General features: G+C 70.2%; 15 protein-coding genes. 3 read left to right on the top strand and 12 right to left on the bottom strand.

Translation table 11 applies throughout. From position 1 onward, the window contains the following. Positions 1-41 precede the first annotated feature (41 nt). The 8 genes from STVA_RS03650 to STVA_RS03615 are packed head-to-tail and all read right to left on the bottom strand — an operon-like array spanning position 42 to position 7,864. The gene (locus STVA_RS03650; RefSeq protein ID WP_123694113.1) at positions 42-209 is read right to left on the bottom strand and encodes a DUF2256 domain-containing protein; all 168 of its coding nucleotides are present in this window, start codon (positions 207-209) and stop codon (positions 42-44) included. Next, positions 209-1,738: a cryptochrome/photolyase family protein gene (locus STVA_RS03645; RefSeq protein ID WP_123694115.1), complete on the bottom strand. Its 1,530-nt coding sequence runs from the start codon at positions 1,736-1,738 to the stop codon at positions 209-211. The genes STVA_RS03650 and STVA_RS03645 overlap by 1 nt, the downstream gene beginning before the upstream one ends. Before the next feature lie 17 nt (positions 1,739-1,755). Continuing rightward, positions 1,756-2,850, bottom strand: a complete 1,095-nt coding sequence (locus tag STVA_RS03640; RefSeq protein ID WP_123694117.1) for a DUF2817 domain-containing protein — start codon at positions 2,848-2,850, stop codon at positions 1,756-1,758. Between the two features lie 25 nt (positions 2,851-2,875). Further along, positions 2,876-4,051, bottom strand: coding sequence for a M24 family metallopeptidase (locus tag STVA_RS03635; RefSeq protein ID WP_123694119.1), 1,176 nt, complete (start codon positions 4,049-4,051; stop codon positions 2,876-2,878). A 33-nt stretch (positions 4,052-4,084) separates the two neighbouring features. Next, positions 4,085-5,128, bottom strand: a complete 1,044-nt coding sequence (locus tag STVA_RS03630; RefSeq protein ID WP_123694121.1) for an ABC transporter ATP-binding protein — start codon at positions 5,126-5,128, stop codon at positions 4,085-4,087. Between the two features lie 12 nt (positions 5,129-5,140). Then, positions 5,141-5,944 (bottom strand): ABC transporter permease, encoded by an 804-nt coding sequence (locus STVA_RS03625; RefSeq protein WP_123694123.1) that lies wholly within the window; start codon positions 5,942-5,944, stop codon positions 5,141-5,143. Next, the gene (locus STVA_RS03620; protein ID WP_123694125.1) at positions 5,941-6,792 is read right to left on the bottom strand and encodes an ABC transporter permease; all 852 of its coding nucleotides are present in this window, start codon (positions 6,790-6,792) and stop codon (positions 5,941-5,943) included. Before STVA_RS03620 ends, STVA_RS03625 begins: the two co-directional genes overlap by 4 nt. A 28-nt stretch (positions 6,793-6,820) precedes the next feature. Beyond that, the gene (locus tag STVA_RS03615) at positions 6,821-7,864 is read right to left on the bottom strand and encodes an extracellular solute-binding protein (protein ID WP_170216659.1); all 1,044 of its coding nucleotides are present in this window, start codon (positions 7,862-7,864) and stop codon (positions 6,821-6,823) included. Between the two features lie 292 nt (positions 7,865-8,156). Between STVA_RS03615 and STVA_RS03610 the strand changes: the two genes are divergently transcribed. Beyond that, a complete protein-coding gene (locus STVA_RS03610) occupies positions 8,157-9,836 on the top strand; it encodes an MFS transporter (RefSeq protein ID WP_123694129.1) in 1,680 nt (559 codons plus the stop codon). Between the two features lies 1 nt (position 9,837). On the opposite strand, the gene STVA_RS03605 is transcribed toward STVA_RS03610, so the two are convergent. From STVA_RS03605 to STVA_RS03595, 3 genes are read right to left on the bottom strand one after another with little or no spacing between them, the layout of a single operon-like run. After that, complete coding sequence (locus tag STVA_RS03605) at positions 9,838-10,974, bottom strand: serine hydrolase domain-containing protein (RefSeq protein WP_123694131.1); 1,137 nt, start codon at positions 10,972-10,974, stop codon at positions 9,838-9,840. Positions 10,975-10,989: 15 nt separating this feature from the next. Beyond that, positions 10,990-11,895 carry a LysR substrate-binding domain-containing protein gene (locus STVA_RS03600; protein WP_123694133.1) on the bottom strand — a complete coding sequence of 302 codons (906 nt, stop codon included), beginning with the start codon at positions 11,893-11,895 and terminating at the stop codon, positions 10,990-10,992. A gap of 26 nt (positions 11,896-11,921) precedes the next feature. Beyond that, positions 11,922-13,058 (bottom strand): NAD(P)/FAD-dependent oxidoreductase, encoded by a 1,137-nt coding sequence (locus STVA_RS03595; protein WP_123694653.1) that lies wholly within the window; start codon positions 13,056-13,058, stop codon positions 11,922-11,924. 139 nt (positions 13,059-13,197) lie between these two features. On the opposite strand from STVA_RS03595, the gene STVA_RS03590 reads away from it, so the two are divergent. Both STVA_RS03590 and STVA_RS03585 read left to right on the top strand, forming a co-directional pair. Further along, positions 13,198-14,544 carry an NAD(P)/FAD-dependent oxidoreductase gene (locus STVA_RS03590; RefSeq protein WP_170216660.1) on the top strand — a complete coding sequence of 449 codons (1,347 nt, stop codon included), beginning with the start codon at positions 13,198-13,200 and terminating at the stop codon, positions 14,542-14,544. Positions 14,545-14,570: 26 nt separating this feature from the next. Further along, positions 14,571-15,017 carry a DUF1810 domain-containing protein gene (locus STVA_RS03585; RefSeq protein WP_123694137.1) on the top strand — a complete coding sequence of 149 codons (447 nt, stop codon included), beginning with the start codon at positions 14,571-14,573 and terminating at the stop codon, positions 15,015-15,017. Here the strand turns inward: STVA_RS03585 and STVA_RS03580 are convergent. Beyond that, positions 14,954-16,528 carry a flavin-containing monooxygenase gene (locus tag STVA_RS03580; protein ID WP_123694139.1) on the bottom strand — a complete coding sequence of 525 codons (1,575 nt, stop codon included), beginning with the start codon at positions 16,526-16,528 and terminating at the stop codon, positions 14,954-14,956. The two genes, STVA_RS03585 and STVA_RS03580, sit on opposite strands and share 64 nt — an antisense overlap. Positions 16,529-16,591: the final 63 nt, after the last annotated feature.

Below are 16,591 nucleotides of genomic sequence, written 5' to 3'. Positions count from 1 at the left end.
CGAGGCCGGCCGGCCCCGGCATCGCGACGATGATGGTCGGTCTATTCCGGCACCACCTTGCCCTTGCGGCGCAGGTCGGCCTTGCAGCGGTCGGAGCAGGTCTTCACCTGATCCCAGTCGCGCGTCCACTTCTTGCGCCAGGCGAAAGGCCGTCCGCAGGCAGCACAGGTCTTCTCGGGCAGGTTCGGCTTGGTGTAGCGCCGTTCCATCACAGGCTCGCCAGAAAGCTGGCCGCACTGTCGCCGATGCGCTGGCGTTCGGCTGGCTCGAAATTGTCATAGGTCCGGACCATCTGCGCCATGCGCGGATTGCCACCGACCAGTTCACGGTTGCGCGCGATGAAATCCCAATAGAGGGCGTTGAACGGGCAGGCCCGCGGCCCCGTGCGCTGCTTCACCTCGTAGGCACATGATCGGCAGTAGTCGGACATGCGGTTGATGTAGGCCCCGCTGGCGGCATAGGGCTTGGAAGCGAGCAGGCCACCGTCGGCGAACTGGCTCATGCCCACGGTGTTGGGCAGTTCCACCCATTCATAGGCGTCGGCATAGACGGCCAGATACCATTGGTGCAGCGCGTGCGGGTCGATCCCGGCCAGCAGCGCGAAATTGCCGGTGACCATCAGTCGCTGGATGTGATGGGCGTAGGCCTGCTCCCTGGTCTGGGTGACCACCGCCCGGACGCAGGCCATGTCGGTCCGGGCAGTCCAGTAAAAATCCGGCAGCGGCCGGGTGTGACCGAAGAAGTTGCTGTGCGCGTAGCCGGGCATCTTCAGCCAGTAGACGCCGCGCACATACTCGCGCCAGCCGATGATCTGCCGGATGAATCCTTCGGCGGCGTTGAGCGGCGCCTTGCCAGCCCGCCAGGCGGCCTCGACTTGCCGGCAGACGCGCAACGGGTCAAGCAGCCCGCAATTCAGGTACTGCGCGATGACCGAATGGTAGAGGAACGGCTCGCGCGCCAGCATCGCATCCTGGTAGTCGCCGAAATGGGGCAAGGCATCGGCGACGAACGCTGCAAAGGCAGCCTCGGCATCGGCGCGCGTGACGGCGAACCAGAAGGGTTCGAGATCGCCGAAGTGCTCGCCGAACCGAGCCGCGACCAGTTCCAGCACCTCGCGGGTGATGGCGTCGGGCGGGCGCCCCATCGGTCGCGGCATGAACAGGTCGATGTCCGCCGGCTTCCGGTTCTCGCTGTCGAAGTTCCATCTGCCGCCGGCCGGCTGATCGCCGTCCATGAGCAATCCGGTCCGCCGGCGCATGTCGCGATAGAAATACTCCATGCGCAACTGCTTGCGCCCGGCGGCCCAGGCGCGGAACGCGTCGGGCGAACACAGGAAGCGATCGTCGGGAAGGATATCGACCGGAATCGAAAACAGCGCCCGCCACCCCTCCATCTCCCGCAGGACCCGCCACTCGGCAGCTTCCGTGACGACGATCCGCTCTGGCTGATGTTCGGCGACGGCGACGGCGAGCTGCCCGGTGAAGCTGCCTGGATCGTCCGGGCCGCCCAGCTTCATATAGTCGACCGTCCATCCGGCGGCCCGCAGTTCCTCGGCGAAATGGCGCATGGCGGAGAAGAGGAACGCGATCTTCTTCTTGTGATGCCAGGCGTAGGTCGCCTCGCAGCGAAGCTCCGCCATCAGCACGCGGTCGCGCGACCGATCCGCACCGGCAAGGCTGGACACGCTCGGTGTGAGCTGGTCGCCGAGCACAAGGATCAGGTTGCGAACGGCGGCCATCGGAAGCCTGCCCTGCGCTAGCCGCGCAGCCCCTCCACCGCCTGCCGCTGCACCTGGCGGGCGCGGGCAACCACCATTTCCTTCCAGTCGTCGCTGTCGGGGAAGAAGTGGGCGCGCATCTCGGCGCGGAAGCGGGCGGCCAGCGCCGGGTCGGGGCTGGGGCCGCCATGCGCGCGCAGCCAATGGTCCTGCCGCATCACCCGCCGCCCGCTCTCGGGGTCGAAGGTGCCGTATTCCAGGCAGACATAGGTCTGGCGGTCGCCCAGCAACTGATACCAGTAGCCGTCCATCGTGCCGTTCAGCACCACCGAGGTGGAGGTGCCGAGTTCCGACGAGGTGACCGAGCGGCCGAACATGGTGCGTGCCCGGTGATAGCAGTCGAGGCCCGCCACCTGCTCGGTCTGGATCTCGCCATAGCCGAACGGGCCGAGGCCAGTGTGGAAGTCGACGACGACGACGCGCGCGCGGTCGGCCAGCCGGTAGTCGCCCACGATCCGCTCCAGCGTGCGGCGCGGGCCGGAGGGGGCGAAGCCGCCGAAAAAGACGCCGGCCGGATGGCGGTACTGCCCGGACTTGCGGGCGATCTGGAACGCCTTCTCGCCGTGGCGCCGGCGATAATCGGCGACCGCGGCCTCGGCCGCCGCGAACACCGGCCCGTCCAGGGCGGGCGGCACGATGTGGACGGCCAGCTCGTCATAGCCTGCGTTCTCGGGCACGCCGGCCGCGAAATCGACGAAGTTGCGGTTGAGGTCGCAGCCCTCCTCGGTGACGCGCCGGTCCCAGGCGAAGCCGTAGGGGTTGATGGCGTGGATGACCAGCGCCGCCTCGTCCGCCGCCAGCCGCCCCGGCCCGCCGCCCGCCAGCCAGTCGACCTGGCAGGCCGAGCCGCAATAGCCCTCGACCCCATGGGTCGAGGACACGGTGACGAACACCTTGGGCGCGGCCGGATCGCCGAACCAGGCGACATCCGTGGACAGCGCCTCGCCCCCCGGCCCTTTCGCGGCCGAGGGGTAGGCGACCGCCGACGGCGCCCAGCGGCGGAACTTCTCGCGGGCCTCGAAATAGTCGGCGGAGAAGGCCGCAAGCGCCGCCTGCGGCAGGTCGTCGGTCATGGCGATATGGCTCGCGGTGGCGGGCTCAGTCCTTGACCAGCAGGGCGCGCGGCGAACGGGTCAGCGCGTGGTGGCCGGTCTCGGTGACGTAGAAGCCCTGGGTGATGGTGACGCCGGTGTCCTGCTGCCAGATGCCGGTCATCATGTGGAAGGCCATGCCCGGCTGCAAGACGGTCAGGTCGCCCGGCCGCAGGCTGGCGGTGCGCTCGCCCCAGGTGGGCGGGAAACCGATGCCGATGGAATAGCCGATGCGCGATTCCTTCTCGATGCCGCGCTTGGCGATAGACTTGCGCCACACCGCCTCGATCGCCTCGCACGTGACGCCGGGCTTGACCGCGTCCAGCGCCAGGTTCAGCCCCTCGACCACGCCCTCGGCCAGGTCGAGATAGGCCTGCGGTGGCCGGCCGAGATAGATCGTCCGGCTCATCGGGCCGTGATAGCGCAGGCGGCAGCCGGCGATCTCGATGTTGATCGGCGAGTTCGGCTGGATCGGGTCGTCGCTCCACACCGGGTGCGGCTCGGCGATGCGCTTGCCGATGCCCAGGAACGGCGGGCTGGTGGTGTGGATGCCGCCGAAGCGCTCGGTCCCGCGCATTTGCGCCTCGTAGAGGGCGCCGGCCAGGTCGCACTCGCGCACGCCGGGCGCGATCATCTCGAAGGCGCGGTCCATCATGCGCTCGACGATCTCGCCCGCCTCGCGCAGGTAGGTCAGTTCCTGCGGGCTCTTCACCACGCGCACCCAGCCGACCAGCAGGCCGGCATCGACCAGCTTGGCATTCGGCAGCGAGCGCACCAGCCAGGCATGGGAGTGGGCGGTGTAGAAATAGGCATCCATCTCGATGCCGATGGTGCGGTTGGCCCAGCCTTCCTTCTCGATGATGCCGGCCACGATCTGCATCGGGTGGCGGTCGGGCGCCTGCACGTAGCTATCGGGATAGGGGCGGATGTTGGCATCCGGCAGGTAGGTGGTCCGCCGCGCGGACTGCGCGTCCATCATCCGGCCGCACCAGATCGGCGTGTCGGAATCGACGCTGAGCAGCAGCGCCTGCGGGGTATAGAACGACCAGGCATTGTAGCCGGTCAGGTAGTAGAAGTTCGACGGCTCGGCCACGAGCAGGACGTCGATGCCCTCCTCGGCCATGCGGGTCTGGACGGCGCGGATGCGGGCCGCGAACTCCTCGCGGGTGAAGGGATGGTCCATCGGGGGGCTCTCCAGGTGGGCTGGCGGGTGGCGTCAGGGCAGGATGCGGATGTGGCCGGGGTCGAACACGATGCCGACGGCGGTGCCGGTCGGCACGCTTCGGGCGGCTGCGCTCGGGATGTCGGCCAGGATCTCGGTGCCGGCGGCGTCGAGGTACAGGTGCGTGACGGCGCCGTGGTAGACGGCACGGATGACGCGGCCGACCAGCGCGGTCGAGCCCGGAACGGCCAGCGTCACATGCTCGGGCCGCACCGCCAGCAGGCCGGCATCGGCCGGCACCGGCCCGTCGATGGCGATGCCGGTGCCGTCGGCCAGCACCACGCCGCCATTGCCGGGCCGCACCGGCAGCAGGTTGCAGCGGCCGATGAATTCCGCGACGAAGCGGCTGGTGGGGCGTTCGTAGATCTCGTCCGGGCTGCCGATCTGCTCGACCGCGCCCTTGTTCATGACGACGATGCGGTCGGCCATGGCCAGCGCCTCCTCCTGGTCGTGGGTGACCAGGAGGGTGGTGGTGCCGAGCCGCGAGACGAGGCCGCGCAGCTCGTCGCGCATCTGCATGCGCAGGCGGGCATCGAGGTTGGACAAGGGCTCGTCCAGCAGCAGGACGGCCGGGCGCAGCGCCAGCGCGCGGGCCAGTGCCACCCGCTGCTGCTGGCCGCCCGACAGCTCGGCCGGGTAGCGGCGGGCTAGGCCGCCCAACTGCACCAGCTCCAGCAACTCGTCCACCCGGCGCCTGGTTTCGTCGCGCTTCATGCCGACGTTGCGCGGCGCAAACGCGATATTCTCGGCCACCGTCAGGTGCGGGAAGAGCGCGTAGTTCTGGAACACCATGCCGGTGTCGCGGCGGTGCGCCGGCACGCCGGTCACGTCGGACTCGTCGATCAGGATGCGACCGCCGCTGGGCGGCACGAAGCCCGCGATCATCTTCAAGGTCGTGGTCTTGCCGCAGCCGCTGGGGCCGAGCAGGCACAAGAGCTCGCCGCGCGGCACGGCCAGCGACATCTCCTCCACCGCGACGACGGTGCCGTAGCGCTTCTGCAGCCGGTCGAGCCGGACGATGGTATCGCTGGTCCTCATGGGCGGGCGGTCCTAGACGATGCGCTGCAGGCCGACCAGGCGTTCCACCAGGAAGACGACGGCCAGGGTGATGAGGATGACGATGGTCGACACCGCCGCCACCATCGGGTCGAGCGACTGGTCGACATAGGCGAAGATCTGCACCGGCAGGGTGGTGTGGCCGGGCCCGCCCAGGAAGATCGAGACGGTGAGGTTGCCGAACGAGGTGACGAAGGCGAAGACGGCCGACGACAGCACGCTGGGCAGCATCACCGGCAGGGTGACCCGGCGGATGACCTGGAAAGGGGTCGCCCGCAGGTTGCGCGCTGCCTGCTCCAGCGAGGGGTCGAACAGGACGAAGGCGGCCGTCATGTTGCGCACGACATAGGGCAGCGTGATGACGACGTGACCGACGACGAGGCCGACCATGGAGCGCGCCAGGCCGATCACCGTCAGGAGTTGCAGGAGCCCGATCGCGAAAACGACGGCCGGCACCACCAGGGGCGACATCAGGATCGACTGCGCCAGTTCCCGCCCGCGGAAGCGATAGCGCGCCAGGGCGTAGCCGGCCGGCAGGCCCAGCGCCAGCGCCAGCCCGGTCGAGAGAAAGGCCAGCTCGACGCTGACGCGCAGGGCGGACATGAAGGCCGGGTCGGCCAGGGTCTTGGCGTACCAGGAGAGCGTGAAGCCGCGCGGCGGGAAGCTCAGCATGCTGGCCGAGCTGAAGGAAGCGGCCACCACCACCACCGCCGGCAGGGCCAGGAAGAGGTAGCAGACGGCGTTGAAGACGGCCGAGGCGACCACGGCAGGCCGCGGCAGGCGGATGCGGGCCGTCATCTCCGCGCCCCCCGCCGCCCCAGGCGTCCCGCCAGGGCCGCCACCACCAGCGCGATCGTCAGCAGCAGCATCGACATGGCGGCCGCGAAGGGCCAGTTCAGCACGCTCAGCACCTGTTCCAGGATCAGGCTGCCCAGCATCGGCACCCGCGTGCCGCCGATGAAGCGCGGCGTGACGAAGGCCGAGATCGTCAGCATGAAGACGATGGTGGAGCCGGCCAGGATGCCGGGCCAGGCGAGCGGCAGGATGACCCGGCGAAAGGTGGTGAAGCGCGAGGCGCGCAGGCTGGCGGCGGCCTGCTCCAGCACGGGGTCGATCTGCACGACCACGCTCATGATCGACAGCACCTGGAACGGCAGGAAGCTGTGGGCCAGCACCACCAGGACGGCCGGCCGGTCGAACAGGAGCTGGATGGGCCGGTCGATGAGGCCCAGCCACAGCAGGATGCTGTTCACGAAGCCCGCCCGGCCGAGGATGACCATCCAGCCGAAGACGTTGACGACGAGGCTCAGCGACAGCGGCAGGATCAGGATCACGAAGCGCAGGCGCCGGGTGCGTTCCGACCCGCGCGCCAGCGAATAGGCGAGCGGGAAGCCGACGATGGCGGTGCCGATCGCCACCGCCAGCCCGTAGGCCACGGTCTCGAGCAGCACGCCCGAGAAGAAGGGATCGCCGAAGAACATCTCGTAGTGCCGGGCCGACCAGCCGCCCGAATAGATCGGCCCCTCGGTCGGCACCAGGCTCATGCGCAGCAGCATGGCGACCGGCAGGCCCAGCACCACCAGCACCACCGCCAGGGCGGGAAGCAGGAGGAAGGGCCGCCGGCCGTCGAGGCGCGTGTCGTCCATCACGAAATACCCACGCGCCAGCCGAGCTTCAGCGCATTTCCTTGTTCCACTGGGTGACCCAGGCGCCGCGGTTCTTGGCAACCGCCGCCCAGTCGAGCGTCTTCACCTTCTTCAGCCCTTCCGGACCATAGGTGATGACCTTGCCGGCGATCTCGTCGGGCAGCTTCACCGGCGTCGTCGGGCCGTAGGTGAACTTGATCGCCAGTGCCGCGATCGCCTCGTCGGACAGGGCCTGTTCCAGATAGGCCATCTGGGCCGCGCGATGCTTGGAGCCCTTCACCGCGTTGACGTAGGACGAGAGCGAGTAGATCCCCTCCTCCGGCACGATCAGGTCGACCGGCGCGCCCTTGGTCTGCAGCTCGTAGATGCGGCCGTTCCAGAAGATGCCGACGGCGGCCTCTTCCTGCTGGAACGCCTGGAGTTGCGGCACCGTGGCGCCGAAGGCCGACAGCAGGTTCGGCTTGATCGTCTGGAGGACCTTGAAGCCCGGGTCGGCGTCGTTGACGCCGCCGCCGGCCGATTCCGCCATCGCCATCAGCGACAGGATGCCGCCCGAGGATTCCAGGCTGATGAGCGCCACCTTGCCCTTGTATTCGGGCCGGGCCAGGTCCTTGATCGACTTGGGCGGGGTCTTCACCAGGTTGCGGTTCGACACCAGCGCCACGGACGCGATCGAGAACGGCAGGCCGTAATTGCCGAACTCGCGGAGCTGCGGGAACACGCGCGCCGTGGCCGGCACTTCGGCCGCCGTGATTTCCTCCAGCACGCCGGCCTCGATCAGGCCCGGCATCGCCGGGCTGTCGGCCATCAGGATGTCGTAGGGCGGGTCGTTGCGCGAGGCCAGCAGGCGGGCCGTGGCCGAGGTCGAGCCCGACGGCTGGTAGACGACCTCCAGCCCGAACTTCTCCTTCAGCGGCTTGGCCACCGTCTCCTTCAGGATGTCGTCATAGGCGCCGCCATAGCCGTTGACGTTGAGCGTGATGCCGGAGAACTGCTTCTGGGCGTGGGCCGGGCCGGCCACGCCGAATGCCGAAACCAGCAGGCACGCTGCCGTCGTCCACTTCGCGAGCATGATCGAATCTCCCGTCATTTGTCGCCCCCACCATTCCTGTTCGATCGAATGGTACAGCCGCGGCGATAGGCGGGCGTGGCCGAATCGGCGGGCGGAACCGGAAAATGTTCGGCCAGGGGATGCCCATGCCGATGAATCCTCAGCCCCCGCCATGATGGGCGACGGGCGAAGTCAAATCGGCAATCATCGGGGAACCCTGGCCGGACGACCGCCTTGCCTTGCAGAATGGGCGGCGCCCTCGCCCTGGCATACGGCCCGGGCGAAGGCCCAGGCATAAGGATTGACGCTCCCGATGGCATCTGCAGGAACCGGCACGAACCCGACCGCCGCAGGCCCGTCCTTCCTGTCGCCGCTGCAGAGCCCGGTCTTCCGCGTGGTCTGGCTGGCCAGCCTGGCGTCGAACTTCGGCGGGCTGATCCAGTCGGTCGGCGCTTCCTGGATGATGACGCATATCGGTACGACCGAAATGGTGGCGCTGGTGCAGGCATCGGTCTCGCTGCCGATCATGCTGCTGTCGCTGCCGGCAGGTGCCTTGGCCGACAATGTCGACCGCCGGGTGCTGATGCTGGTGGCGCAGGGCTTCATGCTGGCGGTGTCGGTGGCCCTCAGCATCGCCGCCTGGCTCGGCCTGATGACGCCCTGGGTGCTGCTGCTGTTCACCTTCCTGATCGGCTGCGGGGCGGCGCTGAACGGGCCGGCCTGGCAGGCATCGGTCAGCGACATGGTGCCCCGGCGCGACCTGGCCGGCGCGGTCGCGTTGAATTCCATGGGCTACAATCTGGCGCGCAGCGTCGGGCCGGCGATCGGCGGCCTGATCGTGGCCGCCGCCGGGGCGGCCGCTGCCTTCACCGTCAACGCCTTCAGCTATCTGGGCCTGATCTACGTCCTGGCGCGCTGGCGGCCGGAGCGCACGGCCCGCACCCTGCCGCGCGAGGGGCTGCGCGTCGCCATGATCGCCGGCCTGCGCTATGCGGCGATGTCGGGCCGCATCGGCTCGGTGCTGCTGCGGGCGATGCTGTTCGGCTTCGCGGCCAGTGCAGTGCAGGCGCTGATGCCGCTGTTGGCGCGCGACGCCGTCGGCGGCGGCCCCTTCACCTTCGGCCTGCTGCTGGGCGCGTTCGGCGCGGGTGCCGTCGGCGGCGCCGTCGCCAGCCAGCGCCTGCGGGGCTGGCTATCGAACGAGATGATCGTGCGCTGGTCGTGCCTGGCCTTCGGCGTGGCGACCGTCATCCTCGCCTACAGCCCCTGGCTGGCGGTCAACATGCTGGCGCTGGCCGTCACCGGCGGCGGCTGGGTGCTGACGCTGTCGACCCTCAACGTCACGGTGCAGATGTCGGCGCCGCGCTGGGTGGCGGCGCGCGCGCTGGCGCTCTACCAGGTGGCGGCCTTTGGCGGCATGGCGCTGGGTAGCTGGATCTGGGGCGTGATCGCGGGCGCCGAGGGGCTGTCCGTCGCCCTGGTGATCGCGGGCGCCGTGCAGGTCGCCTGCGTCGCGATCGGCCTGCGCGTGCCGCTGCCGTCGACGGCCGGCCTCAACCTCGACCTCGTCAACCGCTGGACGGAGCCGGACCTCGCGGTCGCCATCCAGCCGCGCAGCGGGCCGATCGTCGTCACCATCGAGTACATCATCGACGAGCGCGACATAGACGAGTTCCTGGCCGCCATGGCCGACCGCCGCCGCATCCGCCGGCGCGACGGCGCCCGCCACTGGACGCTGATGCGCGACCTGGCCGACCCGCGCCTGTGGATCGAGCGCTACCACACGCCAACCTGGGTCGACTATGTGCGCCACAACCAGCGCATGACCCAGGCCGACATCGCCGTCACCGACCATGTCCGCGCGCTGCATCGCGGCGCCGAACGGCCGAAGGTCCACCGCATGATCGAGCGGCCGACGCGGCCCGCGCCCGCCCACGGCCTGCACCCGCAGGAGATGCCGGAGCCCCTGACCGATCCGACGCGGGCGTCCTGACCTACCGCAGCGCGCGCGACACCGCGGCGAAGAAGGCGTCGTCGTCGATCTCCAGCCGCGAGCGCATGCTGGGCTTGGAGCGCGCGCTCAGGACCACGACCACCAGGCGCTCGCGCGGGTTCACATGGATGAACTGGCCGAAGATGCCCTCGGCCTGGAAGGTGCCTTCGAGCTCGGGATCGGCCAGCACGGGGATCCACCACATGTATCCGTAAGGGACCGATTTCCCGGCGGCCATGTAGGGGGCACCGGCTTCCGCGAACCAGCCCTCGGGCACGATGGGCGTACCGTCGATCCGCCCGCCATCCAGCGCGAACTGGCCGAAGCGGGCATAGTCGCGCAAGGTGGCGGTCATCCCGCTGCCGGAGACGACCATGCCGCCCGGGCTCTCCTGCCACCAGGTGGCGTCCTGCTCCATGCCCAGCCGCGACCAGATGCGGGACGACAGGTAGTCACCCAGGTTCATGCCCGTGGCGCCCTCCATCACCGCGCTGACGAGGTAGGATTCGCCGGTGTTGTAGTTCCAGACCGACCCGGGTGCTGCCGCGCGCGACCGGCCGCTCATGTGCTCGACGATGGCGCCCGCCCGCCACTCGAACTGCCTCTCCAGCAACTGCCGGCGGTCCGATGCCGGGTTGGTGTATTCCTCGCTCCACCCCACGCCCGACGCCATGCGCAGGAGTTGGCGGATCGAGACCTCGGCATAGGGGCCGGCGACCGCCGCATAGCGCGTCACCGGCTCGTCCAGGCTGGCGATATGGCCCTCGGCCAGGGCCACGCCGACCAGCGTCGAGGCGAAGGACTTGGCCAGCGAGCAGGACCACCATTGGGTATCCGGCGCCACGCCGAGGTCGTAGGCCTCGAGTGCCACTTTCCCGTCCTTCATCACCAGGAGGCCGCCCACCCGGTTGACGGAAAGGTAGTCGTAGAGGTCGAAGGTGCGGTCGCGATCGCGGATGGCGATCGCCGGAAAGGGCTGCTCCCGCGCCGGCAGCGGGCGCACTTGGTCGCCGCGCCGGACCGTCTTCACCGGGAACATGGTGCCGGGGCCGGACATCGCCGCCACCACCTCCTGCGGGCGCAGTTGCCCGTCATAGTATCGGCGCAGGGCGGCGCGGTCGGCGGCAGTCATGCTCATGGCGATCGGCTCTCCTCAGAATTCCGGATGGGCATGGGACCGGACGACGGTGCGGGCGGCCTGGATCTCCGCCAGCAGCCATTCCTCGAACAAGGCCACCTGGCGGCGACGGCGGGCTTCGGGCAAGCCGACCAGGCAATAGGACATGCCGGTCGGCACCGCACGGCCGATCGGCACCAGCCGGCCTGCCGCGATCGCGGCCTGGGCCAGCACGACGTCGGTCATGGCGACGCCCAGCCCCGCCTCGGCCGCGCTCAACGCCATGTCGAGCGCGTCGAAATCGAGCCCGGCCCGCATGTCGAGCGGCTGGCCGGCCTTGTCGGCCCAGGTCAGCCAGTCCTTGCGGTCGGGCAGCGGGTGCAGCAGCGTCATCCGGCCGAGCTCGGCCGGGTCGTGGCCGGCCGCGAGGTAGGCCGGGGCGGCCACCGGCTGGATCCATTCCGCATAGAGTTCGGTCACCGCGTCCGGCGGCCAATTGCCGGCGCCATAGCGGATGCCGAGGTCGGCATCGCCGTCATTGGCCGCCATGTCCTCGAGCCGGGTCTGGACGTTCACCCGGATCAGGGGGTGCTGCGCCTGGAAGCCATGCAGGCGCGGCAGCAGCCAGCGCAGCGCGAAGGTCGGCAGCACCTTCACCGTCACGGCCTCGCGCTCGCCCTGGAAGGGGCTTACGGCCTGGGCGATGTGGTCGAAGGCCTCGCGCACGCTGGCGGCCAGGCGCCGGCCGGCATCCGTGATCTCCAGCCCGGCCGGCGTGCGCGTGAACAGGGCGGCTCCGAGCTGCTCCTCCAGGATGCGGACCTGCCGGCTGACGGCACTCTCGCTGACATGCAGCGCCAGCGCCGCCCGGCGGATGCTGCGCTGGTCGGCCACGACCTCGAAGCAGCGCAGCGCGTTGAGGGATGGCAGGCGGCGTGTCATGCGATGCCCCGCCGCCGCACCATGGATCAGGCGGCCGCGCGCAGAGTGGGGCGCATCGGCGACAGGTCGTCCGGCGCCACGCCCGCCCGGGCGAGGTCGTCGGGCCAGGCACCGCCCGTCATGATGGCGGCGATCGCCTGGCCCATGGCGGGCGAGGTGAGGATGCCGCAGCCGCCCTGCCCGGCCAGCCAGAAGAAGCCCGGCGCGTCCGCGCGGGTGCCGGCGACCGGGTTGCGGTCGGCCGCGAAGCTGCGCAGGCCGGCCCACTGGCTGAGCGGCCGGGCGATGCGGAAGGTCGTGTCCTGCTCGATGTTGTAGATCGCCTGGGCGACGTCGATATCCTCGGGATGGGCGTCGCCCGGCTCGGTCGCCACCGCCTCGCTGAGGCTGCCCATCAGACAGCCCGCCTCCGGCTTCACGTACCACTGGTAGCCGACATTGCCGACATGCGGCCAGGTCGCGGTATCGAGCCCGGCCGGGGTGGCGAAGGTGAAGGCCGTGCGGCGGTAGGGCACGATTCCCAGCGGCGCCAGACCGGCCAGGCGGGTGACCGGGTCGACCCAGGCGCCGGCCGCGTTGAGCAGCAGCGGCGCGCTTGCCGCTCCACCCGGCCAGGAGACGACCCAGCGGCCGGCCTCCCGCCGGACCGCCTCGACCCCGGCACCGTTCACCAGGGCGGCCCCGTTCCGCCGCGCCTGGCGCAGATAGCCCTGGAGCAGGCCGTTGACGTCGATATCCATGGCGTCCGGCTCGTTGATGCCGGCCGCGACCTTGTCGGCGACGAGCGCCGGAAACAGGGCAAGCGCGCCCGCGCGATCGAGATGGTCCGCCCGCGCGCCCGCCGATTCCAGGTGCCCGCGCAGCCGGTCGAGGGCCGCTTCCTGGCCGACGTCGGCCACCGTCAGGCAGCCGCGCGGCGTCAGGATCGGATGCTCGGCGAAACCGGGTGGCGGGTTCTCCAGGAAGCGCCGGCTCGCCTGGGCCATGCGGCGCATGGTGGCCGCACCGATACCGACCGTGAACTGCGCCGCCGTGCGGCCGGAGCTGTGGTAGCCGAAATGCGCCTCGCGCTCGAGCAGGGCCACCCGGCCATGTTCGGACAGGAAGGCGGCGGCCGAGGCCCCGGCAATCCCACCCCCGATGATGACGACATCCACCTGCATGAACCCGGCCGATCCCTTCGATACCCCCGCGCCAGCCCAACCAAGTCACCCGGATCGGCCGCTGTCGACGACAATTAATCGAACGGCGCTTCCAATTATTGCAATCGACAGGCGTCCGCCGCCGGACGATCCATTGCCCATGACAGGGTTCAGCCTCCATCCCCACGCCCCGGACGACGCCGCCGCCCGCCTGTCCGGCGCGCTGCCGGGCCAGGCCGATGTGGTCGTCATCGGCGGCGGCATCGTCGGGGCGTCGACCGCCTGGTATCTGGCCCGGCGCGGCCTGCGGGTGGTGCTGGTCGAGCGCGACCGCATCGCCGGCCAGCAGTCGGGTCGCAACTGGGGCTTCGTGCGCACGCAGTATCGCGACCCGGCCGAACTGCCGCTGGCGGCCGAGGCCCTGGCGATCTGGCCCACCCTGCCGGCGGAACTGGGCTGCGACATCGGCTGGCGCCGGAGCGGCTGCATCTTCGTGGCCGAGAACGAGGAGGAGCACGCAACCTTCGCCCGGTGGCAGGCGAACGCCCGCGATTTGGCCCCACAGGCGCGGATGATCTCGGCCGACGACGTGGCCGCATTGCTGCCGGGGTTCACCGCGCAGGTTCCAGGCGCGCTCTACACCCCGACCGACGGCCAGGCCGAGCCCACGCTCGCCACCAGCGCGATGGCGCGGGCCGCGGCCGCCGCCGGGGCCTGCCTGCTGGAGGACTGCGGCATGCTCGCCATCGAGACCACCGGCGGGCGGGTCAGCGGCGTGGCGACCGAGCATGGCCGGATTGCCTGCCGCGCGGTCGTCTGCGCGGCCGGCGCCCAGGCCCATCGCTTCCTGGCGCCGCTCGGCCTGTTCCTGCCGCAGCAGACGGTGCGCAGCACGGTGTCGCTGACCGCACCCCTGCCGCCGATCGCGGACGCCTGCTTCTGCGGGCTGGGGGTCGGCCTGCGCCAGCGGGCGGACGGGTCCTGCATCCTGGCCGCCGATGCGATGACCGACATCGACCTGACGCTCGATTCCTTTCGCGCGGCCCGCCATTTCCTTCCTGGCCTGCTGCGCCACCGCCAGGGCTTCGCGCTGCGGCTCGGGCGCGGCTTTGCCGACGACCTCCACCAGCGCCTGACCGTGCCCCCGGCCGAGCGCGCGATGCACCCGCGGCGCCCCCGGATCGAGGCCAACGCGCAAACGGTGGCCCGGACCGCGCGGCGCTTGCAGGCGATGTTCCCCGGCGCCGGGTCGGTCGCCATCGTGAAGTCCTGGGCCGGCCTGATCGACGTCCTGCCGGACGCGCTGCCGGTGATCGACGCCCCGGCGGCCGTTCCCGGCCTGGTCGTCGCCACCGGCTTCTCGGGCCACGGCTTCGGGCTTGGCCCGGCGGCCGGGCGCCATGCCGCCGCACTGGCCGCCGGCGACGGCCCGGGCGCGGCCATCGCGCCCTTTCGCCTCGATCGCTTCTCGCTCGGCACCTACAGCCGGCCGCACGCGCCGATCTGACGTATCCTTCGGCACGGAGGCCCGCCATGACCGTGACCGACCCCTTCGACCTCGCCCGTTTCGAGTCGGCCCAGGCGCCGTCGTTCGCCACCGCGCTGGGCGAACTGCAGGCGGGCCGCAAGCGCAGCCACTGGATGTGGTTCGTCTTTCCGCAGTTGCGCGGCCTGGGCCAGTCGGCCATGGCCTGGCGATACGGCATCGCCTCGCTCGACGAAGCCCGCGCCTACCTCGCCCATCCGATCCTGGGCCCACGCCTGAGGCAGTGCACGCAGGCAATGCTGGCCATCCCCGAAGGTTCGGCGACGGCCATACTGGGCACGCCCGACGACATGAAGTTCTGCTCCTGCATGACCCTGTTCGCCGCCGCGGCGGATGCGGGCGACGGACTCTTCAGCCGGGCACTCGATCGCTACTGCGCGGGAAAAGCCGATTCGCGGACCCTGGCCCTGCTGGCGTCCGCCGGCCCGTCATAGACGAAGACAGGGTCGTCCAGGTCGATGGCCGGGAACGCGTTCTTTTCGGTCCAGTAGTCCTGGGTGTGCTGCCATTCCGGCTTGTCGCCGCGCCTGGGCAGCAGGTGCATGCCGCGCATCAGGTAGCCGGGGTTGAAGTTCTCGGGGTCGATCCAGGGCAGCAGCGCCATGTCGCGGTCTTCCGGCCGCAGGGCCGGCACCACCCGGCTGGCACCGATCGACCGCATGTGCTTCAGCAGGCGGCAGACGAAATCGGCCACCAGGTCGGCCCGCAGCGTCCAGCTCGCGCGGAAATAGCCGAAGACCCAGGCCATGTTGGGCACGCCGGTGAACATCATGCCGCGATAGGTGACGGTGTCGGCAAAATCGAGCGGCCGGCCGTCGATCGTGAAGGCGATGTCGCCCAGGACGTTCAGGTGGAAGCCCGTCGCCGTGACGATGATGTCGGCCTCCAGCTCGGCGCCCGAGGCCAGGCGGATGCCGCCCGGCGTGAAGCGCTCGATTGCGTCGGTCACCACCGACGCCTTCCCCTCGCGGATGCTGCGGAAGAGATCGGCATCGGGGATGAAGGCGATGCGCTGGCGCCACGGGCGGTATCCCGGCGTGAAGTGCGTCGCCACGTCGTAGTCCGGCCCCAGATGCTCCTGGGCGTTGGCCAGCAGCTCCTGCGTCACCGCCTCGGGCTCGTCGAAGGTGCGCTGGGTGAAGACCGACTGGTCGAAGAGGATCTTCTTGCGCACGATCTCGTGGATCCAGGTCTCGTCCACCTCGAGCTGGCGCAGCTCGTCGGCAAGCTGGATGGCGTTGCGGCCGGTACGGAAGAAGGTGGGGGAGCGCTGGAGCATCGTGACATGGGCGGTGCGATCGGCCACCGCCGGCACCAGCGTGGCGGCCGTGGCGCCCGAGCCGATCACCACCATCCGCTTGCCGCTGACGTCGAGGTCGTCGGGCCATTCCTGCGGGTGGACGATGCGGCCCTGGAAATCGGCCAGGCCCGGCCATTCCGGCGTGTAGCCGCCCTGGTGGCGGTAGTAGCCCTGGCACATCCAGAGGAAGCCGGTGGTGAAGCGGACCGGCTGGCCGTCCTCGGCCCGGACGGCGTCGATCGTCCAGAGATTCTCCGCGCTGGACCAGGCGGCGGCCGTGATCGCATGGCCGTAGCGGATATGGCGGGCGAGGTCGTTCTCGGCGATCACCTCGCCCATGTAGCGCAGGATTTCCTCGGCGGTCGCGATCGGCGCCCCGGTCCAGGGCTTGAAGCGATAGCCGAAGGTGTAGAGGTCGCTGTCGGAGCGGATGCCGGGGTAGCGGTGCGTGCGCCAGGTGCCGCCGAACCCCCCTTGCGATTCCAGCACGACGAAGCTGGTGCCGGGGCATTGCGTCGCCAGGTGGTAGGCGCCGCCGACGCCGGAGATGCCGGCGCCCACGATCAGCACGTCGAAATGCTCGACGGATTGCGGGGCGGCGGATTGCGGGGCGGCGGTGGCGAAGCCGGCTTCGGTGCTGTCCATCTGGGCGGACCCTCCAGGGGTGGCTGGCGACGCTGCGGCCGATCCTGACCTATTCGAAGGAGG

This window comes from Stella humosa (assembly GCF_006738645.1).
GTDB lineage: Bacteria > Pseudomonadota > Alphaproteobacteria > ATCC43930 > Allostellaceae > Allostella > Allostella humosa.
Note: the sequence above shows the minus strand (reverse complement) of the source record. Positions and strands in the feature narration are given on the sequence as shown.